20 protein-coding genes and 2 tRNA genes are annotated in these 24,526 nt (G+C 39.4%); 13 read left to right on the forward strand and 9 right to left on the reverse strand.

The genetic code is table 11. The features are described from left to right. Positions 1-456: 456 nt before the first annotated feature. Together EYS08_RS23795 and EYS08_RS23800 are read left to right on the forward strand one after the other, a co-directional pair. Positions 457-2,715, forward strand: a complete 2,259-nt coding sequence (locus EYS08_RS23795) for a GH92 family glycosyl hydrolase (protein ID WP_131032436.1) — start codon at positions 457-459, stop codon at positions 2,713-2,715. Positions 2,716-2,811: 96 nt separating this feature from the next. Continuing rightward, the gene (locus EYS08_RS23800; RefSeq protein WP_131032437.1) at positions 2,812-5,418 is read left to right on the forward strand and encodes a glycoside hydrolase family 2 protein; all 2,607 of its coding nucleotides are present in this window, start codon (positions 2,812-2,814) and stop codon (positions 5,416-5,418) included. A 423-nt stretch (positions 5,419-5,841) separates the two neighbouring features. Here the strand turns inward: EYS08_RS23800 and EYS08_RS23805 are convergent, their stop codons facing one another. The 3 genes from EYS08_RS23805 to EYS08_RS23815 all read right to left on the reverse strand — a co-directional run bounded on the left by EYS08_RS23805 (position 5,842) and on the right by EYS08_RS23815 (position 9,722). After that, positions 5,842-6,168: a 2Fe-2S iron-sulfur cluster-binding protein gene (locus EYS08_RS23805; protein WP_025141835.1), complete on the reverse strand. Its 327-nt coding sequence runs from the start codon at positions 6,166-6,168 to the stop codon at positions 5,842-5,844. A 42-nt stretch (positions 6,169-6,210) separates the two neighbouring features. Further along, complete coding sequence (locus tag EYS08_RS23810; protein ID WP_029274634.1) at positions 6,211-7,221, reverse strand: NAD(P)/FAD-dependent oxidoreductase; 1,011 nt, start codon at positions 7,219-7,221, stop codon at positions 6,211-6,213. A gap of 374 nt (positions 7,222-7,595) precedes the next feature. Continuing rightward, positions 7,596-9,722: a prolyl oligopeptidase family serine peptidase gene (locus EYS08_RS23815; RefSeq protein WP_131032438.1), complete on the reverse strand. Its 2,127-nt coding sequence runs from the start codon at positions 9,720-9,722 to the stop codon at positions 7,596-7,598. Between the two features lie 283 nt (positions 9,723-10,005). Between EYS08_RS23815 and EYS08_RS23820 the strand changes: the two genes are divergently transcribed. The 4 genes from EYS08_RS23820 (at position 10,006) to EYS08_RS23835 (ending at position 12,795) form a co-directional block, all read left to right on the forward strand. Continuing rightward, positions 10,006-10,755: a UDP-2,3-diacylglucosamine diphosphatase gene (locus tag EYS08_RS23820; protein WP_131032439.1), complete on the forward strand. Its 750-nt coding sequence runs from the start codon at positions 10,006-10,008 to the stop codon at positions 10,753-10,755. A gap of 519 nt (positions 10,756-11,274) precedes the next feature. After that, entirely contained in the window at positions 11,275-12,348 is a 1,074-nt protein-coding gene (gene prfA / locus EYS08_RS23825) for a peptide chain release factor 1 (RefSeq protein WP_131032460.1), read from the forward strand. A gap of 104 nt (positions 12,349-12,452) precedes the next feature. Next, positions 12,453-12,526: transfer RNA gene (locus EYS08_RS23830), tRNA-Asp, on the forward strand. Positions 12,527-12,721: 195 nt separating this feature from the next. After that, positions 12,722-12,795, forward strand: a tRNA-Asp gene (locus EYS08_RS23835). 161 nt (positions 12,796-12,956) lie between these two features. Here EYS08_RS23835 and EYS08_RS23840 read toward each other — a convergent pair. The 3 genes from EYS08_RS23840 to EYS08_RS25935 all read right to left on the reverse strand — a co-directional run bounded on the left by EYS08_RS23840 (position 12,957) and on the right by EYS08_RS25935 (position 14,689). Next, on the reverse strand, positions 12,957-13,478 hold the full coding sequence (locus tag EYS08_RS23840; protein ID WP_131032440.1) for a hypothetical protein: 522 nt from the start codon (positions 13,476-13,478) through the stop codon (positions 12,957-12,959). A 127-nt stretch (positions 13,479-13,605) separates the two neighbouring features. Beyond that, complete coding sequence (locus tag EYS08_RS23845; RefSeq protein ID WP_131032441.1) at positions 13,606-14,373, reverse strand: glycoside hydrolase family 11 protein; 768 nt, start codon at positions 14,371-14,373, stop codon at positions 13,606-13,608. A gap of 151 nt (positions 14,374-14,524) precedes the next feature. Further along, positions 14,525-14,689: a hypothetical protein gene (locus EYS08_RS25935; protein WP_165456549.1), complete on the reverse strand. Its 165-nt coding sequence runs from the start codon at positions 14,687-14,689 to the stop codon at positions 14,525-14,527. A 162-nt stretch (positions 14,690-14,851) separates the two neighbouring features. Between EYS08_RS25935 and EYS08_RS23850 the strand changes: the two genes are divergently transcribed. The 6 genes from EYS08_RS23850 to EYS08_RS23875 all read left to right on the forward strand — a co-directional run bounded on the left by EYS08_RS23850 (position 14,852) and on the right by EYS08_RS23875 (position 19,203). Then, positions 14,852-15,442: a TetR/AcrR family transcriptional regulator gene (locus EYS08_RS23850; protein WP_131032442.1), complete on the forward strand. Its 591-nt coding sequence runs from the start codon at positions 14,852-14,854 to the stop codon at positions 15,440-15,442. Positions 15,443-15,577: 135 nt separating this feature from the next. Continuing rightward, complete coding sequence (locus tag EYS08_RS23855; protein ID WP_131032443.1) at positions 15,578-16,390, forward strand: SDR family NAD(P)-dependent oxidoreductase; 813 nt, start codon at positions 15,578-15,580, stop codon at positions 16,388-16,390. A 23-nt stretch (positions 16,391-16,413) separates the two neighbouring features. After that, complete coding sequence (locus EYS08_RS23860; protein WP_131032444.1) at positions 16,414-17,181, forward strand: SDR family oxidoreductase; 768 nt, start codon at positions 16,414-16,416, stop codon at positions 17,179-17,181. 34 nt (positions 17,182-17,215) lie between these two features. Further along, complete coding sequence (locus EYS08_RS23865) at positions 17,216-18,217, forward strand: NADP-dependent oxidoreductase (protein WP_131032445.1); 1,002 nt, start codon at positions 17,216-17,218, stop codon at positions 18,215-18,217. A 27-nt stretch (positions 18,218-18,244) separates the two neighbouring features. After that, positions 18,245-18,685, forward strand: a complete 441-nt coding sequence (locus EYS08_RS23870; protein WP_131032446.1) for a DUF2147 domain-containing protein — start codon at positions 18,245-18,247, stop codon at positions 18,683-18,685. A gap of 101 nt (positions 18,686-18,786) precedes the next feature. Then, entirely contained in the window at positions 18,787-19,203 is a 417-nt protein-coding gene (locus EYS08_RS23875; protein WP_131032447.1) for a hypothetical protein, read from the forward strand. Positions 19,204-19,314: 111 nt separating this feature from the next. Here EYS08_RS23875 and EYS08_RS23880 read toward each other — a convergent pair whose 3' ends face one another. Both EYS08_RS23880 and EYS08_RS23885 read right to left on the reverse strand, forming a co-directional pair. Then, on the reverse strand, positions 19,315-20,454 hold the full coding sequence (locus EYS08_RS23880; protein ID WP_131032448.1) for a hypothetical protein: 1,140 nt from the start codon (positions 20,452-20,454) through the stop codon (positions 19,315-19,317). A gap of 22 nt (positions 20,455-20,476) precedes the next feature. Then, complete coding sequence (locus EYS08_RS23885; RefSeq protein ID WP_131032449.1) at positions 20,477-21,370, reverse strand: TssN family type VI secretion system protein; 894 nt, start codon at positions 21,368-21,370, stop codon at positions 20,477-20,479. A gap of 115 nt (positions 21,371-21,485) precedes the next feature. On the opposite strand from EYS08_RS23885, the gene EYS08_RS23890 reads away from it, so the two are divergent. Then, a complete protein-coding gene (locus tag EYS08_RS23890) occupies positions 21,486-22,424 on the forward strand; it encodes a type VI secretion system baseplate subunit TssG (protein ID WP_131032450.1) in 939 nt (312 codons plus the stop codon). A 220-nt stretch (positions 22,425-22,644) separates the two neighbouring features. Here EYS08_RS23890 and EYS08_RS23895 read toward each other — a convergent pair whose 3' ends face one another. Further along, positions 22,645-24,510 carry a type VI secretion system baseplate subunit TssF gene (locus EYS08_RS23895; RefSeq protein ID WP_131032451.1) on the reverse strand — a complete coding sequence of 622 codons (1,866 nt, stop codon included), beginning with the start codon at positions 24,508-24,510 and terminating at the stop codon, positions 22,645-22,647. Positions 24,511-24,526: the final 16 nt, after the last annotated feature.

Genomic DNA, 24,526 nt, shown 5'->3' on the forward strand with positions numbered 1-24,526 from the left:
CCACAGAGAAAAACAGATTTAAGGGAGTAGAAAACATCCTTCCAGGAATACTTGCTTTGGGCAGCAACGCAGGGCAGATGTGCATGGCAAAGTTTATCGATTTCTAATTTGTTTAAGTAGTCAAAAACAAAATTTATGCCTCCGAAAGAGGATATTGGATTTGAATTTATTATTTTCACAGCAGTAATATTGGTCAACACTAATTTAAGTGAATATTACCTTGCTGCAAAACATTATTTATCAAGGTTTTGCAGCATTTTTTTTTTATAACATGCGGACATTAGGAGCTATCGGATGACACTCTCTAGCTTCAAAAGCCTATTATCTCCCTATAATTGACTAAATTCAATGCTTTTACTTAATTTCAACACATTTCTTTGTTGATTTTAGAAGAAAGTAACGTAAAACGTTTTACTTTTAGGCTTTAAATTCTAATGTAAGAAATTATAAGCACACATGCAGTTCAAGAAAACCTCGTCTATTCTATTTCTAACGGCCTCTCTATTCTCCCTTAATGCAGCTGCGCAGCAGAACACCAAACTTACCCAGTATATAGATCCATTAATCGGATCAGCAAAACACGGTCATGTTTTTGTAGGTGCAAATGTTCCTTTTGGTGCAGTTCAGCTCGGACCGAATAACATTTTTGAAGGCTGGGACTGGTGCAGTGGGTATAATTATGTTAGTAATACCATTACAGGTTTTGCACATACGCATTTAAGTGGTACCGGAATCGGCGATTTGGGCGATATTTCGATCATGCCTGCAACGGGTAAATTACTGCTCGAGAAAGGTAAAACAGCCGAAGATCAGAACGGCTACCTGTCTAAATTCTCGCATCAAAATGAAATAGCCAAAGCTGGTTATTACAGTGTATTACTTGATAGGTACCAGATTAAAGCCGAACTAACAGCAACCGAAAGGGTAGGTTTTCACCAATATACTTTTAAAAAAGGTGCTGAAAACCCACATATCATTATCGATTTGATAGAAGGCATAGGCTGGGATGCACCTGTATCGGCATCATTTAAGCAGCTCGATGCTACCACTATTGTTGGGTATCGTAATTCGAAAGGTTGGGCCAACGATCAGCGTTTGTATTTTGTAATTAAACTTTCACAACCGATTAAAAGTATTGCCTTATATGATAGCACAGTGGTTAAAAGTGGTGTAGCATTATCAGGCAAAAAACTAAAAGCTGCGGTAAACTTTAATGCCATAAATCAAGACAAACTACAGATTAAAGTTGCTTTATCTCCGGTAAGCATTGAAAATGCCATTTTAAATCTAAAAACAGAGTTGCCAGACTGGGATTTTACCACCACAGTTAAAAACAGTGATGCGAAATGGGAGAAAGAACTGGCCAAGGTGAAAATTGAGGCTTCAAACACGACCAAAAAGATATTTTATACCGCTTTGTATCATACTATGGTTGCCCCATCACTTTTTAACGATGTAAACAAAGATTACCTCGGTACAGATAAAAAGGTATACAAAAAGGCCAGTTTTAATAATTTAACTACCTTTTCACTTTGGGATACGTACCGTGCAGCAAACCCGCTTTTCACTATCCTGCACCAGGATAAGGTAAACGATGTGGTAAATACCATGTTGGCTATCTATAAACAACAGGGTAAACTACCCGTTTGGCATTTAATGGGCAGTGAAACCAATACCATGGTGGGCTACCATGCCGTTCCGGTTATTGTTGATGCTTACTTAAAGGGGTACCGTGGCTTTGATGTAAATCTGGCATACGAAGCAATAAAACAATCGGCCATGCAAAAAACAGATGGAATCGAATACATTCAGGAGCTTAAATACATTCCTGCTGATAAAATAAACGAATCAGTAGGTAAGGCTTTGGAGTATGCTATTGACGATTATTGCATTGCACAAATGGCTAAGGCACTGAATAAAACAGCAGATTACACTTACTTTAGTAAAAGATCGAAACTGTATAGTTTATATTTCGATCCGAGTGTTCAGTTTATGCGGGGTAAACTTGCCAACGGAAACTGGAGAAGCCCATTCGATCCATTTTCATCCAAACACCGTGAAGATGACTATGTAGAAGGGAATGCCTGGCAATATACCTGGCTGGTGCCGCAAGATGTAGAAGGGTTGATTAATCTTTTTGGAGGGGATAGAGCTTTTATCAATAAACTCGACTCGCTATTTACCTTACCCTTAGATTTGGGAACCAACGGTTCGCCGGATATTAGTGGATTGATCGGTAATTATGCCCAAGGAAATGAACCCAACCACCACATTCCTTATTTATATACTTACGCAGGCCAGCCATGGAAAACTGCCGACCTGATCCGTAAAATCGACAAAGATTTTTATTCTTCAAAACCGGATGGTTTGTGTGGTAACGAAGATGTAGGCCAAATGAGCGCCTGGTATATTTTTTCGGCAATGGGTTTCTATCCTGTAAATCCGGCCAACGGGGCTTACGTTTTCGGAACGCCATTAGTTAATGGTGCGATCATTTCGCTACCTGGGAATAAGAAATTCAATATAAAGGTTGTGGGTAATAATGCGGAGAATAAGTACATTCAGAAAATTGTACTGAATGGCAAAGCTTATACTAAATCATATATCCTGCATAAAACCATAACAGCTGGCGGAAATATGCAAATTTATATGGACAATAAACCATCAGCAACCTGGGGAGTAAAACAAGAGGACAGACCGGTTTCTGGAAAATAAATGCTAAACAAAAATGTAAAAGTCGGGGCAAGTTTTCCCGACTTTTGCATTAAAAATTAACTAAAAGAATAATATCAATTATAAGATCCCAAATAAATGAGGAAACTATTTCTACTTCTCTTACTCTGTTCGGCTTTGACCGTAAATGCACAACAGCGCTATGAACTAAATTCGGGTTGGGTTTGTACCAATATCAAAGATGCTCAATCTACTGGTTCAGAAATTTCGAAAACAGGTTTTTCGCTTAACAGTTGGATACCTGCAACTGTACCAGGAACAGTATTAACCACTTTGTTGAACAACAAAAAAGTACCCGATCCATTTTATGGAATGAACAATGAGAAAATTCCTGATGTATATAAAACAGGAAACGATTATTACACGTATTGGTTTGTAAAGGATTTTGAAGAGCGCGCTGTGGGTAATGAACAGGTTTGGTTGCAGTTTAGGGGAATAAATTACAAAGCCGAAATTTATTTAAACGGAAAAAAAGTTAATCCAAAAACCCAGGTGGGTATGCACCTTAGGGCGCAATACAACATCACTAAACTTTTATCTCCGACTGGAAAAAACAGACTCGCTGTAATTGTTTATCCTCCGGATTTTCCAGGTAACCCGAACGGTGGCCAGGGTGGTGATGGCACTATTGCCAAAGGTTTAACCACACAATATACAGCCGGTTGGGATTGGATTCAACCTACGCGTGATCGTAACACAGGTATTTGGGATAAGGTGACCATCGAGAAAACAAAAAGCATCAATATCCTGAACCCACAGGTAATTACCTTGGTTCCAGGCAAGCGCTTACCAGAAGGGAAACAAAATCCTGCTACCGTTAAAGTTTCGGTTGAAGTTGAAAATCCAACAGGTCAGGCGGTTTCGGGTACTTTACAATATCAAATTGCCGGAAAATTGGTTAAACAGCCAACAACTGTCGCGGCGAATAAAACAACTTTAGTCAAACTTGCTGATTTACAGCTCGCAAATCCTAAATTATGGTGGCCAAGCGGATATGGACCGCAGAACCTCTATGATGTGAAGATCGAATTTATAGCGGCCAATCAGGTTTTGGATCAGGAACAGCTTAAAGTGGGTGTTCGCCAGATAGATAATATCTGGAACGAGCACACCAGAAGCATGGGCGCTTTTGTAAACGGGCAAAAGATTTTTATTAAAGGTGGTAACTGGATTATTTCTGATGCGATGCTCCGTTTTAGCGATGCCCGTTACGATGCTGAAGTGCGTTATCATAAAGATATGAACCTCAACCTGATCAGGATTTGGGGAGGAGCAATTTTAGAAAGACCTGAGTTTTACAACGCTTGTGATAAATATGGTTTGCTGGTTTTTCAGGATTTCTGGTTTAGTGGCGATTGCAATGGCCGTTGGGTAGATCCAATGAAAAAAGAAGATCAATGGACACGCAGAAATTATCCTGATGATCATCATTTAACCTTAACAGCCATTGAAGATCAGATCAAGATGATCAGAAACCATGCTTCACTTGCTTTTTGGTGCGGAGGGAATGAGATTACACCACCAGAAGATATTTTGGAACCTTTAAAGAACGATATTCTGCCGCGCTTAGATGGAACGAGAAAACTTTTTGATTTCTCCAATAGCGACGAAATGTCTTTCAATTCCATTGGAGGGAACGGTGATGGCCCATATGGCATACAGGATATTAAAACTTTTTGGGGTACCAGAACATTTCCCTACAACTCGGAAGTAGGATCGGTAGGGGTGGGCGACTACGTTTCCTTGCTCCGTTTTATTCCAAAAGAAAACCTGGTTGCGCCACAATACAAAGCTAAGGCCGATTCGGTGTGGGATTACCATAAGTATATCTCTTACGAGCAATACCTTAATCCTTATGGTAAGCCAAAAAGTGCAGAAGATTTTGCGATGAAGGCTCAATTAGCCAATTACGATCAATACAGGGCATTAATGGAGGGTTTCTCGAACAAAATGTGGGACTGGTATACTGGTTCTATCATCTGGAAAACCCAAAACCCCTGGACAGCCATGCGTGGCCAGATGTACGATTATTACCTTGATCCTAATGCCTGTTTATATGGCTTAAGGAAAGGAAGTGAGCCTTTGCATGTGATGATGAATCCTTTGGATAGTATGGTTACCATCGTGAACAATGGGTTTAGCACGAAAAACAACCTGATGATACAGGCGAAAGCTTATGATATGGATGGAAAGGATTATTTCTACTCTCAGGCCTTCAATTCGGTTGGTCCATCTTCGGTGAGAAGACTTTTTCCTATGAACGAGTTCTTAGCCAAACTGGATAAAAAAGAAGGTGTATTTGTTTCCTTAAGGATTTTAGACCAGAAGCAAAATATACTGAGCGAGAATATTTATTGGCTTCCAGGTAAAGATGGCGAATATTCAGGTTTAAAAAGCATGAAACAAGGGCCGTTAAAAGTTGCAGCAGTTGATCAGAAAAACGGCAAGGTAGCAGTTACTTTAAGCAATGCAAATGGCAATCCAGTAGCATTTTTTAACCGAGTTGCTTTAATAAATGGCAATACAGGTGAACGCGTGCTTCCTGCTTTTTATGATGATAACTACGTAAGTATTTTGCCTGGCGAAAGTAAAACGGTAACTGTAGAATATACAGGGAAACAAAGTAATCTGGCTGTAGAAGTGTACGGTTGGAATGTTGAAAAGCAGAAGGTTAATATTCAATAGTAGCAAAGAATCGTCATTGCGAGGTACGAAGCAATCTTAAAAAGCTGATTAAAAACTAGTTAAATTGTTTTTTTTGGAAATGTTGGGTTCTGTTGTCGTGGAGGATCGTAGCCCTGCTATCTCTGCAAGTCCTCGCTGCGCTCCGGGCTTTTCGCTTTATCAGGTTTAACAGAGGTGAATGCTTCAAAATAGCGATAGATCCGCGTTAGGGATTGTAAGGGTTCAGTACCGATTTTTCATCGGTACCGGAGCGAAGCGCAGCCCTGCAAAGCCCGACCCAATCCCGTATTTCACGGGATTGGGTAACGCCCATATCAATTGTAATATTATATTAACAACTTACAGTTCTCAATCAGAGGCTATATAAAGCAAAAAAGGCGATACTTTACATATCGCCTTTTCCATTTTATCTATTTTACAGCATTAGCTTACGCCGTGTAATTTTACTTTTAATCCGTCCATGTTATTGTTTAACTGCAGTTGGCAGGCTAAACGCGAATTTGGTAACAGATCAGGCAAAGTATCCAACATGGCATACTCATCGTCTGTCATTTCGTTCAGTTTTTCTTCGCCTTCTAACACATCAACACAGCAGGTAGCACATAAGGCCATTCCGCCACAAGTAGCTAGAATATCGTACTCTGATGCTTTTAAAAACTCCATCAGGCTTAAACCCATGTCGGTTGGTGCAACGTGTTCAGTAACCGAGCCATCCGGCTCTTGCATGTATATATTAATATTGTTTTCCATTTTTTAGCTTACTTATATTGATTCACAAATATAATAGAAAGCTTAAAATTCTGAAACTCCGTTTACAGTTGTATATTTCATGGTATATTTAACTCCTGGGTTCATGTAAGAATAAGCACTATGGCTCATTAATGCAGCCTCGTGGAAACCACAAAGAATCAGTTTTAGTTTATTGGTGTAAGTGTTGATATCGCCAATAGCATAAATTCCAGGGATGTTTGTCGAATAATCATCAACATTAACCTCTATTGCACTTTTGTTGATATTTAAGTTCCAGTCTTCGATCGGGCCTAATTTAGGGCTTAAACCAAACAAAGGAATTAAGTGATCGGCCTCTACCACAGTTTTTTCCATGGTACGGTTCTGCACAATTTCAACTTGTTCTAGTTTGTCGGTTCCCTGTACTGCCTGAAGATTGCTGTTTAAAATCAAATTGATTTTACCGCTTTCTGCCAATGCCATTACTTTAGCAACCGAATCTGGAGCACCACGGAAACTCTCGCTTCTGTGCACCAAAGTTAATTCAGAACAAACTTCTGCTAAGTAAATGGTCCAGTCTAAGGCAGAGTCACCACCACCGGCAATCACCATTTTCTGATCGCGGTACTTCTCCGGGTCAAGGATCATATAGTTTACACCTTTACCATTCTCAAAGTTCTCTAAATTTTCTACAGCAGGTTTACGTGGCTCAAAGCAACCCAAACCACCTGCAATTACCACAACTTTGGCTTCGATAACAGTACCCATATTGGTCGTTAAAACGAAATCTGCTTCGCCACGCTTTTCTAAACCTTCAATACGCTCGCCTAAAGTAAACGTTGGATGGAAAGGTTTTGCCTGCTCCATCAAGTTATCGATAAGTTCCTGGGCCAACACAGAAGGATAACCAGGGATATCGTATATCGGTTTTTTAGGGTAAATTTCAGACAGCTGACCGCCAACCTGAGGCAGGTAGTCAATTAAATGGCAACGCATTTTTAATAAACCGGCTTCAAAAATGGCGAATAAGCCAACCGGACCAGCGCCTATTACGGCTATATCAGTAGTGATCATTAAAAAAAATTTGACGCAAAGTTACAAAATAAAGTCTTATCAATCCTGCTATTTAGAAATATTCTAGATAATTTTGTAATCCTGTTGTATTCAATATTTTATATGCTTTGCATTGGTGTAAAACAAAAGTTAAGGGTTTTTAGCAGTTTAAAGCAAATTATAATTGGTCTATGGATTTAGTGGAGTATGGTTTTTTGTATTATAATTTGAATGATCGTCATATACAATGAAGTTATGAATGACGATCATTCTTTTCCAATCAGTCATCCTGAGGAACGAAGGATCTTTAAGCGATGAAACCGTTCTCCATAGATAAAGATTTGCTTCGCAGAGCCTCCGGGTTCTTCACTGCGTTCAGAATGACAAAAAATGCGCTACCAATTCATCCCTAAATTCTGAAACACAAAGCTCCATACATCAGCTGCTTCTTCAATCACTTTTGTGGTTGGTTTACCTGCTCCATGGCCTGCTTTGGTTTCAATCCTAATTAATACAGGGTTTTCACCCTTATATTTTTCCTGTAGGGTTGCTGCAAATTTGAAAGAATGAGCAGGTACCACACGGTCGTCATGATCGGCAGTAGTAATCAAAGTCGCAGGATAATTAACACCGTTTTTTAGGTTATGCAGAGGCGAATATTTAATCAGGTAATCGAAATCTTCTTTTTTGTCGCTACTTCCGTACTCAACTGCCCAGCCCCAGCCCACAGTAAATTTATGGTAGCGCAGCATGTCTAAAACACCAACAGCTGGTAAAGCCACTTTAAACAGATCGGGTCTTTGGGTCATACAGGCCCCTACCAACAGGCCACCGTTTGAGCCACCAGATATGGCAATTTTAGATGGATTGGTATACTTCTCTTTAACCAGGTATTCGGCTGTGGCAATAAAATCGTCGAAAACATTCTGTTTTTTTGCTAACATACCGGCTTTGTGCCAGGCTTCGCCATACTCGCTTCCACCACGTAAGCTCGGCTGAACGTAAATGCCACCACGCTCTAAAAACAACAAACGCGAAAGACTGAACCCGGGTGTTAAACTAACCTGAAAACCACCGTAGGCATAAAGATAAACAGGGTTGTTGCCATCAAGCTTGATCTCTTTTTTATGTACAATAAACATAGGTACTTTTGTGCCATCTTTTGATGGGTAAAACACCTGTTTGGTTTCGTAGTTATCGGTATTAAATTTTAAACCCGATTTTTTGTACAATACAGACTCTGCCTTGTCTACGTCGTAGCGATAAATGGTACCTGGAGTAGTAAAATTAGAAAAAGTGTAAAAGAATTCTTTATCTTCTTTATATCCGCCAAAGCTATCAACAGTGCCAATTGCGGGTAATTTTACTTCCCCGATTTTCTTCCCTGTCAAATCAAACTGAATAATATTGGTGCTTGCATCTTTTAGATACGATGCCCATAAAAACCCTCCTCCAGTTCCGATACCCTCTAGCGCCAGTTTCGATTCAGGGATAACTTTCTGCCAATTTTTAGGATCTGCATTTTTTGGATCAACCAAAAGGACCTGTTTGTTTTCTGCTCCTAAATCGGTGTTTACTAATAATTTGCCGCCTACATTATCAATAACGCTATGGTTATTTTCATAACCCTTAATCAAAGGTTCGATTTTGCTTCCCTGTTCTTTTAAATCTTGATAGAATAATGCATTGCCTGAGGTACCGGCGCTGGCATAAACCACCAGAAAACGCTCATCCTCGGTAATACTGGCGCCAAAATATAGGTTCGGATTGGTTTTATCTTCAAAAATTAATTGATCTTTTTGCTGTTCCTCCCCCAATTTGTGGAAATATACTTTTTGGTACTTATTGGCTGCAGAAAGATCAGTTCCTTTTATAGGTTCATCAAATTTACTGTAGTAAAAACCATCGCCTTTCCAGGCTGCGCCAGAGAATTTGGTCCATTTCAGCTCATCAGCTAATTTGGTTTTGCTGGCTATTTCTATTACATAAATATTACTCCAGTCTGACCCTGCTTGCGCAACCGAATAGGCCAGGTATTTTTTGTCGTGAGAGAAGCCCAAAAGTGAAACGGCTGCTGTTCCGTCTTTTGTGAGTTTATTTGGATCGAGAAAAACTTCTTCTTTGCCATCTAATCCTTTTTTAATAAACCAGATACTTTGGTTTTGAAGGCCATCATTTTTAGTGAAGAAATAATATTCGCCAACTTTAAATGGTGCGCTTTCTTTAGGGTAATTCCATAATTCTGTTAAGCGCTTTTTAATATCAGAGCGGTAGGGAATCTGCTCCAGATAGTTTTGGGTAACTTTATTTTCTGCTACAACCCAGGCTTTTGTTTCTGCCGAGGTATCATTTTCCAGCCATCTGTAAGGATCTGCAATGGTGGTTCCGAAATAATTATCTTTTGTGCTGTCTTTTTTCGTTTCAGGGTATTTCATCAATGTTATTTTTTCTGCAGGTTTTTTGCCCTGGTTACAGGCGAAAAGGCTTAGTGCAAATAAGCTTAATAGAATTTGCTTTTTCATCTTTAATAAGATTTGTTTACTAATATATGTTTTTTTTTCCTTTGGGTTGATTACACAGATTTAGAGATTTTACAGATTTTTCCTTTCGGTGTGATTGCACAGATTTTAGGATTTCACAGAGTAAGGCGTTTTAAGCTTTAGTCTTTAAGCTTTTTTCCTTACGGGATGATTACACAGATTTAGAGATTACACCGATTTGTTAAGGTGATTTTAGTTTTTTTTGCTTTAGCCTTTGGTCTTTCTGCTATAGTCTTTAAGCTTTTTGAGTTACCTTTGAAAATCCATGGCAAAAAATATTTACTTCGCTTCCGATTTTCATTTAGGCACGCCAAATTATGCCGAAAGCCGTGCCCGTGAAGCACGTATTGTAAGTTGGTTAAATTTTATAGAACCAAATTGTGGCGAACTGTTTTTAATGGGCGATATTTTCGATTTCTGGTTCGAGTATGCTAAGGTGATTCCGAAGGGATTTATCCGTTTACAGGGTAAATTGGCAGCCATGGCCGATGCCGGGATAAAAATCTATTTTTTTAAAGGTAACCATGATATGTGGGTACGCGATTATTTCACTCAGGAAATTGGCATGGAAATCATCAGCGATGAACTGATTATTGAAAGGGCTGGCAAGAAATTTTATCTGCACCACGGCGACGGTTTAGGGCCTGGTGATAGAAAATATAAATTCTTAAGGAAAATTTTCAGGAGTAAACTTTGTCAATGGTTATTTGCCCGTTTGCATCCGAATCTAGGTGTCGGTATTGCCAACGCATGGAGCCAGGGTAGTAGGGCAGCACAAACCGAGAAAGAAGTTTTTTTAGGAGAGGATAAAGAGTGGTTAGCCATTTATGCCAAAGAGCAGTTGCAGAAGGCACATTTCGATTATTTTATTTTCGGACATAGGCACCTGCCGCTGGATATTGCATTAGAGAATGGAAGTAGGTATGTTAATATTGGTGAATGGCTCAACTATAATTCTTATGGGGTTTTTGATGGAGTGGATTTGAAGCTGGAATACTATAATCCAAAGCTGTAATATTTTTGTTTTTGGAAAGCAAACCTGTAGTCGGTTTAGTGTTCATCGGGCTTTTCATTATAGTCCCGATTTTTTGTGAAACCGGGGGCTGTCATTTCAATCCCAGTTAGGTACGCAGGTTTCTGCTGCTATTTGGGTTTGCATGGTGCCTAGGTGCACCGCCCTCAGTTTATAAACCTGATAGACGAAAAGCCCGGAGCGAGGAACGAGTGAGGACTTGAAGTGATAGCGGGGCTACTGGCGTGCCATTGACACTGAACTGCTCATTTCCAAAAACCTTTTGATGATGCCGTAAATTCCTTTTCATACTTGCATAGTAGATGAAGAACTTTCATGTTTGGAAAGCAATGCTTGCAGCCAGGTGTAATTTTTTAAACTACAGCGATTTCAATTTATAGCCAAATGCTTAACCAATTAACCGCTAATCCTAAACAAACTAATTCAGCTTTTTTCCTTATTTTTGCATTTCCTGAATTTTGGGCATATCCCAACCGTCAGGAAATTTCAACAAGAATAAATATGTTAGATAAATTAGAAGCTATAAAGCTGCGTTGGGAAGATGTGGAAGAATCGTTGAGCAATCCGGATGTAATTCAGGATATGAAACGTTTTGCGGCTTTAAACAAAGAATATAAAGACTTAGGCAAAATTGTGGATGAATATAAAATCTACAAAAATGTAATGAGTAATATTGATGCCAACAAAGAAATTTTAGCAACAGAGAAAGATGCTGAAATGCGTGAGATGGCAAAAGAAGAACTGGATATGCTTTTAAAGCAACAGGAAGAAATGGAAAGCAATATCCGTTTGATGTTGATTCCTAAAGATCCTGAAGATGCTAAGAACGCGGTATTCGAGATCCGTGGTGGTACTGGTGGTGATGAAGCTGCTTTATTTGCCGGCGATTTGTACCGCATGTATACCCGTTACTTCGAAACCAAAGGCTGGAAAGTAGAAACCGTTGATGTAACAGAAGGTACAGCCGGTGGTTATAAAGAGGTGATCTTAAAAGTGAGTGGCGATGATGTTTATGGTCAGTTAAAATACGAAAGTGGCGTACACCGCGTTCAACGTGTACCAGATACCGAAACACAGGGCCGCGTGCATACTTCAGCTGCATCTGTAGCGGTTTTGCCAGAAGCTGAAGAAATTGATTTGTACATTAATCCTGCCGATATTGAGCTGCAAACCTCGCGCTCAGGTGGTGCTGGCGGACAGAATGTAAATAAAGTAGAAACTAAAGTGCAATTAACGCACAAACCATCGGGTATTGTGGTGGTTTGTCAGCAAGAACGTTCGCAATTGGGTAACCGTGTTATTGCTATGGAGATGTTACGTAGTAAACTTTACGATATCGAATTGCAGAAAAAGAATGGTGATATTGCCGCTAAACGTAAAACAATGGTGTCTACCGGCGATCGTTCGGCTAAGATCAGAACCTACAATTATCCTCAAGGCCGCGTTACCGAACACCGTATTGGATTAACGATGTATAACCTGCCAAGCATCATGGATGGCGATATTCAGGAGATTATTGATGCACTTCAGTTTGCTGAAAATGCAGAAAAGATGCAGGAAGGTGCTGTAGGATAAGGAGTTGTATGTTTTTTGAAAAAAAAGTTTGCGAATTAAGATATAGTCTCTATATTTGCAACCTCGAAAGAGAGAAGAGGTTCGAACTTTAAAGAAGAACAAAAGGAGTGGTAGTTCAGCTGGTTAGAATGCCTGCCTGTCACGCAGGAGGTCGCGGGTTCGAGTCCCGTCCATTCCGCAACAAAAGCCTTAACTTGCAAAAGTTGAGGCTTTTCTGTTTGATAATCGTTTTGGTTAAAATATTTAGAATGAGGTTCAGTGTGTTACGTAATTATTGATTAAAAAGTCGATTACTATAGTGATAAACTGAATATAGTGTCTATATTTGCATTCCCGAAAGGGAAAGAGGTTCGAACTTTAAAGGAGAGCAAAAGGAGTGGTAGTTCAGCTGGTTAGAATGCCTGCCTGTCACGCAGGAGGTCGCGGGTTCGAGTCCCGTCCATTCCGCGAAAATAGTTTTAAATTTAACTAAAAGCCTGTAAATATTTAATTTACAGGCTTTTTCGTTTTCTGGAAATACTAGAATATTCATTTTCGGATCAAGCAAAATATTAACGTGTGAATGCTCACCGATTATAGTCTAAGTAGTTGTTTAAATCATCTTTTACCTATTTGCTGATTTTTTTTTTCAACAGTTCTTCGTATGCAGGTCCCTCACGTTTTTCCATACCGTCAGAAATCTTTATCCCGGCTTTCTCAAACTCGCTGATTAATCTTTTATCGAAATCAGCGATGTATGATGCAAATGATACAGAATCTTTTTGTTCAGGAATTGCCGCAAAAGGAACATGTGGTTCTTTAAACCTGTGCAACACGGCTTGAGTACTATCGTTGCCTTCCAAAAGAAGTGAGTCTCCGTAGTCTGTAATCTTAGCTACATAATCTTTGGTAAGGTATTTTAAAGAATCATTTTCTATTTTATACGGAAGCTTAAACCGGCCAACTTTCTGATTATAGAAAACTACATATTGCGAATCAATATCAAATTCGCTATATCCATTCGCTCTGGAAAACCGGTGCCATTTTCCGATCAGTGATTTTTTATTTCCATCTGTATTTTTAGGATTTGGCGAATGGCAGGCGGGAAGGATAAAAATGAAAAATGCAAGGAAATAAAGTATGGATCTCATGATAACTAATTATTAAATAATATTAAAAGCATTTTTAATCCAGGTATTGATCAGAAAGTACCTGCAGTACATACTGCCCGGCTTATTGCCAGGCAGTAATGTGGGTGTGATTGGTTTAAGCAACTGTTTACTGTGCCCAAATGGTACAGTTAATATTGCCATTCGTATTAGAACCCCATGTTTCCGCAACCATAATTGCAGGAATATTTAACTGACCGAGCGTATATCCGAAACTTTGCCATTTGTTATAGTGGTTGGCAAAAGTAATGACGCGATTTTGTCCGGTAGAAACCTTTGTAACCCTGGAGCTATAAATTTGCCTGAAACCGTCGCCACCGTCGATATTTTTACCTGTCATCCATCGGGTCCATACATTATAACCTGCACCATCGGTTTCAAATGTTCCCAGGTAGGTGCCGCTATGAGGTGAAACCGCTCCCCAGGTTTCATTGACATAATACTCATAATAAGGGCTTCTACTCCATCCGTACCAGCCAAAAGTACCACCCCCGGAGTTTGAATAACTGCCCAGATTATAGCCTATTTTATAGTTTGCTGACCCTACTGAATACCCTTTACCGCAAGTAAAATTACCGTTAAACCCGTTCCAGTTAACGCTGTAATTCCCCCCGGTACCATTGGCGTAATTGACTGTACCAGTTGCGCCGTCACTCTTCCAAAGCGACCAAAAAAAGCCGTTATGTATACCCGATTGGTAGGATTCTACCGTGGCGCCAGCTTTGGTAGGAGGGGGCGGAGCAGTAACTTCCCCGGGCGCCATCTTTTCGTCTTTTTTACAGCCTGTTAAACATGTAGTGCTTGCAAACACTAAGGTTGCAGCTACAACAAGAGTAACCTTCCTGGTTACACCTGTCAGTGAATTTTGTTTTTTCATATAGGATATATATATTGGTTAGGGAAGCAAAATAACCGTATTCAGATCAGGGATATGGCTAATAATCAGCAAATTTGTTATACAAATGTTCACACGGCCTGGAATTGGAACACTCTACTGGCGTTTTTTTCTGTCGAATTACAGAGCCGCATTACTTTAAGTAAGCTTCGAACATTTTAAAAATAAAAGTCCCGATCTCAAGATCGTTCTGAAGAACGGGATGCAGGCCGACGCTGAAATTATTACCGGGGAGAGTTCTCTGCTCCAGCAGTTTTTCAGGAATATAAGCGGCAGTCTCTGAGAATAGATCTTCCACGCTTATTATTTATGGAAGCCGTTAAGCTGGAGGGTAGATGACATTGTTTTTTGTTTTTGGATCGCGGTGATTGTCATTTTCATCTCACAAAGAGCAAAATATACTAAAAAGTATTTTTAATTAAACTTTTTAGTATATTTTTGTGGTGTAAAATCTATTAATATGCTTACTAAAGCCGAAAGAACCAAGCAATTCATCCTGGAAACAGCAGCCCCCATCTTTAATCAGAAAGGAATATCAGGTGCTAATATAGACGATGTGCTTGCTGCTACAAAATTGACTAAAGGATGCCTTTATGGACATTTTGAAGGTAAGGAAGACCTTGCCTTACAGGTTGTTGATTTTATGCTGAAAACCAACGGTGAAAAAATGTTATCAACTATCGGTAAGGGTAAAACAGCTAAGGCTAAAGTGTTTGCCTTTCTCGATTTTTACAAGGACCCTTTGAATACCTACTTAAAAGGCGGATGCCCAATATTTAATGTTGCGGTTGAATCTGATGACCATTTTCCGGCAATTAAAGAGAAAATAGCCGATGTAATAAGGCGCGGGCAGGAAATATTTATTGGTGTTTTAAAACAGGGCATTAAGGACAGAGAGTTTTCTAACGAACTTGACCCTGCTGTATATGCATTTAAAGCCGTAGCTGCTGTTGAAGGTGCGGTGATTATGTGCAGGTCTATGAACACGGCAAAACCGATGGCGGGTTTGCTCAAAAACCTGAAAGCAGAATTAGAAAGTTACGCAATCTAATTTTTTTTCATTAAGAATATACTAAAAAGTCTCTTTTTATTTTTAACTATTAAAAAAACATAATATCATTTCGCATTTAAATTAAAATGCAGAGCTGCGCATAAAAATATACTAAAAAGTCTATAATAAGAAAATATGGAATCAAAACAAAAAACGGTTTTAGTCACAGGTGCCTCATCAGGCATTGGGCTGCTTGTTGCCAGCAGGCTCCACCAAAATGGCTACCAGGTTATCGGAACTAGCCGCAACCCCGAAAAATACCAGGCAAAATTACCATATAAGTTACTGCCATTAGATCTGAATGATGATCGCTCTATAACATCCTTTGGTCAGTTGCTCTTCGGCCAGATCCAAACTTTGGATGTGTTGGTTAACAATGCTGGTTACCTTGTAAATGGACTTGCGGAGGAAACTCCCATCGAATTAGGCAGGCAGCAGTTTGAAACCAATTTTTGGGGAACGATCAAATTAACCAACGGGTTGCTACCCTACTTAAGAAAGCAAAACCATGGAAAAATAATCACCCTCGGTTCTTTGCTGGGGCTAGTTGGTCTTCCAAATGTGTCATATTATACGGCTTCCAAACATGCACTCGAAGGTTATTTTAAATCATTGCGTTTTGAATTGAACCAGTTTAACATTAAGGTAGCAATGGTTGAGCCGATGAGTTTTAAAACCAATATCGGTGAAAGTGGAACTGTTGCTACAGGAACGATCCCAGCGTATGATACCTTCAGGCAAAAGGTAACCGCCTATACTAAAAATACATTTGATAATGCACCCGATCCTGCACCGGTTATCGCTACTTTATTGCAAACAATAAAGGAAAAGAATCCAAAATTTAGTTACCCTGTCGGAAAAGGATCATCAATCGTTCTGCTGCTTCAGCATTTCGTTTATAAGGTTTTCGAAAAATCCATTCTGAAATCTGTAAATGCTTCAAAATAAAATCATCATTAGAAATTATAACCATGCAAATAAAAGGAAAAACGGTACTGATAACCGGTGGGGCATCAGGTATCGGGCTGGAAGCAGCAAAACAATTTTTGGCTAATGGCGCCAACGTAATCATTACTGGTAGAAACCAAGGGAAATTAGATGATGCCAAGAAACTATATCCGGCAATCATAGCCATTGAAAGTGATGTCTCAGAAGCCGATGATGCACAAAAGCTTTTTAACCAGGTGCAGCAATTGGGCGGTATTGATATATTATACAATAATGCAGGTGTTTTAACTGATCCAATCAATCTTGGTATATCAAATGGGCAGCATTTTGAGGATGCGGAATATGAAATGAACGTCAATTACCTGGGGGTGATCCGGCTTAATAACCTTTTCATGGATATGCTAAAATCAAGGGCGGGAGGCGCTATTATCAACACAACTTCATTACTTAGTTATGTTCCATCATTACTGGAAGCAACTTACTCAGCTTCTAAAGTAGCATTGCGGTTTTATACAGAAACATTGAGAAAGCACCTACAAATTTTAAACAGTAACCTGAAGGTATTTGAGCTTTTGCCTCCTGTTGTGGCTACAGAAATGACGGCTGATAGGAACGGCAAAAAAATGACTACAGAGGGTCTGGTAAAAGCGCTTATCGCAGGTCTCAAGAAGGATCAGTTTACCATCCGTGTAGGGGATACAAAAGCATTGTATATCGTCAACCGGCTTTTTCCAGGAATTGCTTTTGGTTTGGTTAATCCCAAGAAAAGTTACGGGCCATTACAATCTTAGAAACGATTCTCATCAAACATATAAAATAAAAAAAATGAAAGCGTTCATTGTAGACAAATATAAAAGCAAGGATGGTGGTAAGATTGAAAATGTACCCATTCCTGTACTGAAAGCTGATGAAGTATTGGTAGAAGTATACGCTGCCGGCATAAACCTTCTTGATTCCAAAATACGGAAAGGGGAGTTCAAACTTTTTTTGCCTTATAAAACACCCTTTATTTTAGGCCATGATCTGGCCGGTATAATAACCAAGGTTGGTGCGCAGGTGCAAAAGTTTCAGGTTGGAGACCATGTTTATGCCCGGCCCGCAGATCATCATATTGGAACTTTTGCAGAATTCATTGCCGTTAATGAGGCTGATCTAGCGATAAAGCCTACAGAACTTACCATGGAAGAGGCGGCATCCATTCCACTCGTGGGTCTCACTGCCTGGCAGGCACTCATCGAAAAAGGGAACCTACAAAAAGGAGAACGTGTTTTCATCCAGGCAGGCTCAGGTGGCGTGGGCACATTTGCCATTCAGTTGGCTAAATATCTGGGGGCTACTGTGGCTACCACGACAGGTACCGCCAACATCGAGTTGGTAAAAAGCCTCGGTGCAGATGTTGTTATAGACTATAGAAAGGATGACTTTGAGAAAGTTCTGAATGATTATGATCTGGTTTTAAATAGCCAGGACGGATTGACACTTGAAAAGTCACTACAGGTATTAAAACCAGGTGGAAAGCTCATCTCGATTTCTGGCCCTCCCGATCCGGATTTTGCGAAACAAATCGGCGCCTCCTGGTTCGTGAAACTGATTATGCGCCTGTTGAGCTCGAAGGTAAGGAAGAAAGCAAAAAAGCTAAATGTGGATTTTTCCTTTCTGTTTATGAGGGCTAGCGGATCTCAGTTGAATAAAATTACGACGCTTGTAAATGCCGGGGTTATTAAACCTGTAATAGATAAAATTTTTCCGTTCCAATCGGTCAATGAAGCAATAGCTTATGTAGAAAGTGGTCGTGCCAAAGGAAAAGTGATCATAAAAGTTAAATAATTTAATTGATTGATAAAACATTTAATAATGAAAAAGCTAAGGATAATATTATTGCTGTGCCTTTTCGCGACAACAAAAACTCTCGCACAAACTCCAGAAGCTGATAAAATTTTAGGCGTATGGCTGAGTGAAGATAAAACTGGTAAAATTGATATTTATAAAGCAAAAGGGAAGTATTTCGGCAAGCTGATCTGGGGTAAAACGATGTACGAACCGAATGGAATTACTCCCCGGAAAGACGTAAAAAACAAAGATGAAAAATTAAGGGTACGTAACCTTAAAGATCTGATCATGCTTTACGATTTTACTTATCATGATGGAGTGTGGGATGGTGGCGAGATTTATGACCCTTATAGTGGTAAAACATACAGCTGTACATTGAAACTAAAGGATGGTAAACTGAATATCAGGGGCTATATTGGTGTGTCTTTATTTGGCCGGACAAGTGTTTGGGGAAGGGTGAAGTAATGTTTAGTTAAAATGCGAATTAGTTGGTATATGGGCCTATAATTTCCCTTTTGTAGCGTTTTAATGCGCTTCGTCGTTTTTCATTAAAAACCAAATAGACGATGAAAAAAATAACACTGCTATTATTGATGGGTATTGCCCTGTTTTCGTGCGAAAAAAATAAAACTTCCGATTGTGGAGAGAAAATGTGTACTGAAGAATTTGCCTCGGTAATGTTTAAATTTGTAGACAATAAAGGTGCTGGCGCTGAAGTAAAAGATTTCAATGTAATCAACCAACGAACAGGAGAGCGGATAACGGCTAATTCGAGTATTTATACAAGTACCATAAAAGGCGTATTTATTATCGTTGATGATAATAATAAACTTGATCTGTCAGAACAGGGAGATGATCTGAAAATTACCGGTACCTCTGTAGAAACCGGGCAAACTAAATCTGTTGTAATTAAAGTAAGTGGGGGCAAGTGCGCTTGTCACATCAATAAAATTTCAGGACCAGAGCAGGTTGCTTTCGATTAAAATTTATTCCTAAAGCGGAGGTCGGATTGACCTGTTAATTTTTAACTGACAAGAATAAAAAAAGCTGTACCTGGGTACAGCTTCATTATTAATTTACTCCGAGAAATAATTTTAATCCAGCAATGTCCAGGTTTTTCTGGCCTGTACCTGCTGTACAACCTGCTGTTCGGCAACCACAATATTTTCTTTGTGCTGGCCAATATATTCTAATCCACTCAACTTATTCCAAAGCGCTACCAATACACTCATAAATTCGTTGGCCATTAGCATACTGTTGTTAATTTGTTTATGATCGTAAATCAGTTCTATGGTTTTGGCCAAAAGCTCTTCAAAGTTCCCCGGGGTTACATCTTTCCACTCGTAAAAATACTTTAACAGTTCTTCTCTTTCGCGGGGATCAATCAGTTTAATCGCCGTAAAAAAAATGTGCGCCAAACTGGAGAAATAACCGACTAAAACTGCTGGCGATTCGCGATGTGCAATGTTTCTATATTCGTAAAATAACCCTGCAATGTAATCTACAATTTTCTCTGAGATTAAGCGAATGTTCTTACCTAGCGGCGTAATGTTCTCCCTTCCTCCTGTTTTGTCGATAATTTTAAAAGCCGCCAGCTGTAAATCATTTAGTAAAACACTAAAAGATTCATAATATCTAATCAGGGCTGGATGACTTGTTATGGTTGAGCTGGGCGGTATATAACTGTTGTTGATTGATAACCTGCCATTTTCGTAGTAAACCTGCCCAATGGTTAAGAAATAACTATCTGCTGTTTGTGAACCTACCTCGCTCTCCGGTAAAACCGCAATAGAATAACTTTTGGCAAGTTCAGGGTAACGGATCGGGTTTTCTTCAGGGTTTGGTGTGCCTGTTGGTACACGGTTAAACGGACTCACCACTAATAAAATAACATAGTTACGCGGTTCCGACTGGCCAAAATAGTGGTTGTGTACCAGTGTATCCATATTATCCGATTGTACAATATCAATGTGGCAGCCTTCGGGTGTAATGGCATTACAGTATCTTACCCTTACCTCGATATGGTTGGTTGCTTTTTCAATAATTTCGATATCGTGCGAACTTTTATAACCTGCAAAAGGCGGTAAAAATCCGTAATTACTATTATTTAGATGTAGAGAGGCGGCATCGCGTACAAAGTCCTGCAAATAGAGATCACTTAATATAAAATGATCACTGGAAAGCTTCATGCCATTAATCCAGTTAATGGATTTATATTTTAGCGGCTTTATCATGGTAGATGTTTTTAATTATAGATTAGATAAAGATAGCACTTTCTCCAACTTCATTGGGTTTGTTCACGTTTTCAGATACCCGTTTAGCGTAAATCGTCATTTTTTCAGTAATGCCGTTTTCGATAATATCGAGATCCGGATCGATGAAAATATTGCGTTTAAAAAAAGAAGTTTTGATAAAGAAAATCCATTTATAATTCTCCATATCGTCGCTCCTGAATTCTACAGGGCTTTTGGCAAATTTTAAATTGTAATCATCAATAAACTTGTGGAACCAGATCCCGAAGTTCATATTCTCTACGGCTTTTACCTTTACCTTTAAAGGTTCGGGATCGCTGCTTTTTTTGTAAAGTTCAAGCTCTAGTACCAACAAACGGTTAAAATCTACATGGTCCATGTTGATGTCCAAAGGAGTATCGGGATATTTCCAGATCTTGTAGATTTCTGAAGGGATACCAAGCAGTGAAACATACGCCCACCAAAAAATAAGTGGAACAAAAAAGCAGGTGATACTGCCTGCGCCAAACCACCCAAAATTTACCGAGCTTAACCAGTTAAAGGCGAGCTGAAATAAATAAACAGCTAAAATGGCCGAAATTAAAGTGGCGAAAAAGATAAAAACCTTACGCTCCAGCACATCTTTAGGATAGTATTTGGTTAACAGATAAACGAAAACCGTGCCCATCAAGAGATAAAAAATACAGCAGATAATATAGCCCCAGGGCATAAAATTAAAGTTTAGGAACCCTAAAAATCCCGGAAGGGCTAAAATAATGCCGATGAGCAGAACACTTACGATAAGTCTTTTGTTATTGAGGAACTGGTTCTTTTTGTTGATGATAGAAAGCACCGCTGTTGATACTATGAAGATCAGCGGGAACAAGAGAAAGCGAATAAAAAATGATTGAACGTCCATTAAATTTTTATAGATGTGATGTACTGCAAATATAGTATCTTTAATATTTGATTATAATCGTTATTTTTCAGTAATAAAAATTTAACCTATAACAAAAATGAAGCCTTAAAGTTTAATGAAAAAAGAAACTTTGATTAATAACGAACTATTTACAGATTACAAGGCCGTTGCCCATGCTGCCGATCTGATCGAACGTAAGGTAATTGATGCCGACAGGATTGAAATTATCCCATTGGGGCCTGATAAACGTGCTTTTGCAAAAGATATTGAGGATACCACGGCTTATTATTCTGAAAAAAGAAGGCACGAACGCATCCGAATCAGTACCAACCGCGAAGGATTGTATGATATGTTACCTGAGGGGCTTTTCCACCGTCCGCCAACCGGTAGTGCAGGTATGGACGAGGAATCTATGATTAAAGATATCAGGGATAGGAGAGAGGAAGAAAAGGAAGCCAGGTTATTTTTTACACCCTTTGATGCGGAAATTAATTATGTAAGGATCATGACCGAGCTATATGAAAATATGCTCGATAAAAAAACAACCTATTCCGATTTAAGTCAGATTTTTGAATTTGGGTGGGATGAATTTAATTTGCTCAACAAAGAACAAAGCATCATCTGGATGCACCTGCTGCCCGAAATCCAGCAAAGGAGAAACGATATTGGTTTTGTATCAAAAGTACTTACTGCACTGTTTAACCTGCCACTTACCATTGTGGATGCTACTGCCAATATTGTACCGGTAAAAATTGCCGAAGAAATGCAGATGCAGCTGGGTGGAAGCGCACTGGGCATTGATACCATCATTGGTGATAGCTTTACCCCCGAACACGAAGCTTATAATGTTAATATTGGCCCAACCTCGCCGCAGGAACTGGTTAAGTTTATTCCCGGACAAAAAAACAGGGCCATTTTAGATATGGCCCTCAGCTATTTAATTCCTGTTGATGCAGAGGTTAATGTGGAGCTCCTTACCGCACCCGATTATCAGGAAACGGTATTGAGCGAGGATGGTGAAATTGCTTATTTAGGGTATACGGTATATCTTTAATTAATCCAAGAGATCGTCATTGCGAGAAGGCTTTTTCAGCAGACAAAGCAATCTTACAACGATAGCTAGCTATCCTCGCGATACCATCATTTCGAACGTAGTGCAATGCCGCCGAGAACCACGAAGTGCTCAGCGAAGCTAAATCTATCTAAATAGATCTCTCCATTCCACTGCGTACCAGTCGAGATGATGGTGTTTATTTAAGTCCTATCACAAAACCTTAAACCGCTTTATACAACATCGGCTTTAACAGCATACGATAATGCACATTCATCGTACTTCTTAGGTTTAATTTCGCCAAAGTTAAACTCAACAGTTCTTCCCAATCCTGCAAGCTAAGGTTAAGCTGATCTGCAGGTTCGATCAAAATATCAGTGGTTTTAATAAAGCCTGCATTTGGCTTATTATCCATTATCAAACCTTTGGCCAGGCTAATGCCCTTTAATTTGCTGCCCAGTTCGTAACGGCAAAAATTGATCACATCAGCCTTCGTAATAATCCGGTCAGCCGTGGTTAAACCATATTTATAAGCCTGCACCCGGTTGGTTGCATTCAATCTCGACCGACCACCTTTCGTTTGGCTCAATAAAAAGATACTCTCTGCATTTACCTTATTGTTGTCGTATACCACTAAACGGCTTCCGGCGTTGATGTGGTTGGCCTCTTCTGCTTGTGTAACCCAGATATCGAGGAATAAAATATCAGCATCGTCAATCGGTTTCAATACAATATAGCTGGGCAGTTCTTTGATGTCTTTAAGCGCCGAGCGGCTTTTTTGTTCAATAAGCGCGATATTCTGTTCCAGGTTTTTAAGGATCGTACTTAAAAAATCGGGCCCGTAAGCAGTAAAAGCTGCTTTCTCATCGCGTAACAGTTCAAAAAGGTAGTCTACCAACTCTTTGGCATTTCTCGTATCAAAACGCTCCGTGCCTCCGTACCGGATCGAGAAAGATCCGTCTCCTTTTTCGTTCTCATTGGTGTAGGGAATCTCGTTGTAACTTTTCCCTTTATTATCCTTCAGGTTTTCTACCGCAAGCATCTGATCCAATGATTCCGTTTTAATCGGGATAATATTGTTCATCGTTTTAAGCCGGTGTTTAATCTGGCTTAACCGTTTATTTACCACCGGAAATGCATTGATATAAATATGAAGCTCGTTCAGCATTTCCTGGTTTATAGCTGCCGGAAAAATTACTTTAAGCCATTTTACCGAATTATCGATCTGGTTTAGAACAGCCGGCTGGAATAGGTTGGCAAACTCAGGAGGTAGTTCCCTGCTTTCGTCGATATTAAAATCATTAAGATCGCCCAGGGTAATAAACCTGTTGCTGTAAAACTGTAAAACGTCTGCTTTAATCAGATGAAGCAATTGTTTGTGCTGAAACGGTGCCTGTTCCTTACCCGTTAAAGGCTCATCCATAAAACGTTCTGTATAGGCGGCGAGCTCGTTGTTTTTGTAGAACCATTTCCCCAGCGAGAGCAGATCGTAAGTGTTTTCGGGCACCGAATAATTTTTCCAGTCGAAAAATAAATTCAGTTTATTAAAATCCATCCAGTCTTTAATGCCGTTAAAACCTATGTATATGGTGTTTTTCTCTACAGAAGTGCCCGAAAGGGTATTGTGTATAGGCTGTTTGCCCAATTGTTCTACATTAAAAATGGTATTTCCGGTAACAATGTATTTTATTGATGCATTATTTAATTTTACGGTATGCAGCGGGCTAAAAAAAATATCGGTTTTCTTGGCCTTATCATTTTCCTGCAGGATATTCTTTTTAAATGCAAACTGCGAATAGACCGAAAGGAAGTCCTGTTGTTCAATCGGCCTGGCGTGCATAACGGCATGGGCCGGTAACGATGAAGTTAAATGATCGGGAGCTAAAATACGGCTGATCTTATCAAAAATCCTGTTCTCTAAATTTTTAACATCATTGGATACATTAAAAAGCTCATTGCTTAATGCCTCAATAATCAGTCTAACAAGTGGATCGAAGTCGTTACTGTCTTTAATATTCCAGAAATCTTCGGCATTTTTTAAAATTCTGTTCCGGATCTCATCTTTTGATGAATAAAAAACTGGTTTCATGTGTAGAATATTTGGG

The organism is Pedobacter kyonggii, from assembly GCF_004310665.1.
Taxonomy (GTDB): domain Bacteria; phylum Bacteroidota; class Bacteroidia; order Sphingobacteriales; family Sphingobacteriaceae; genus Pedobacter; species Pedobacter kyonggii.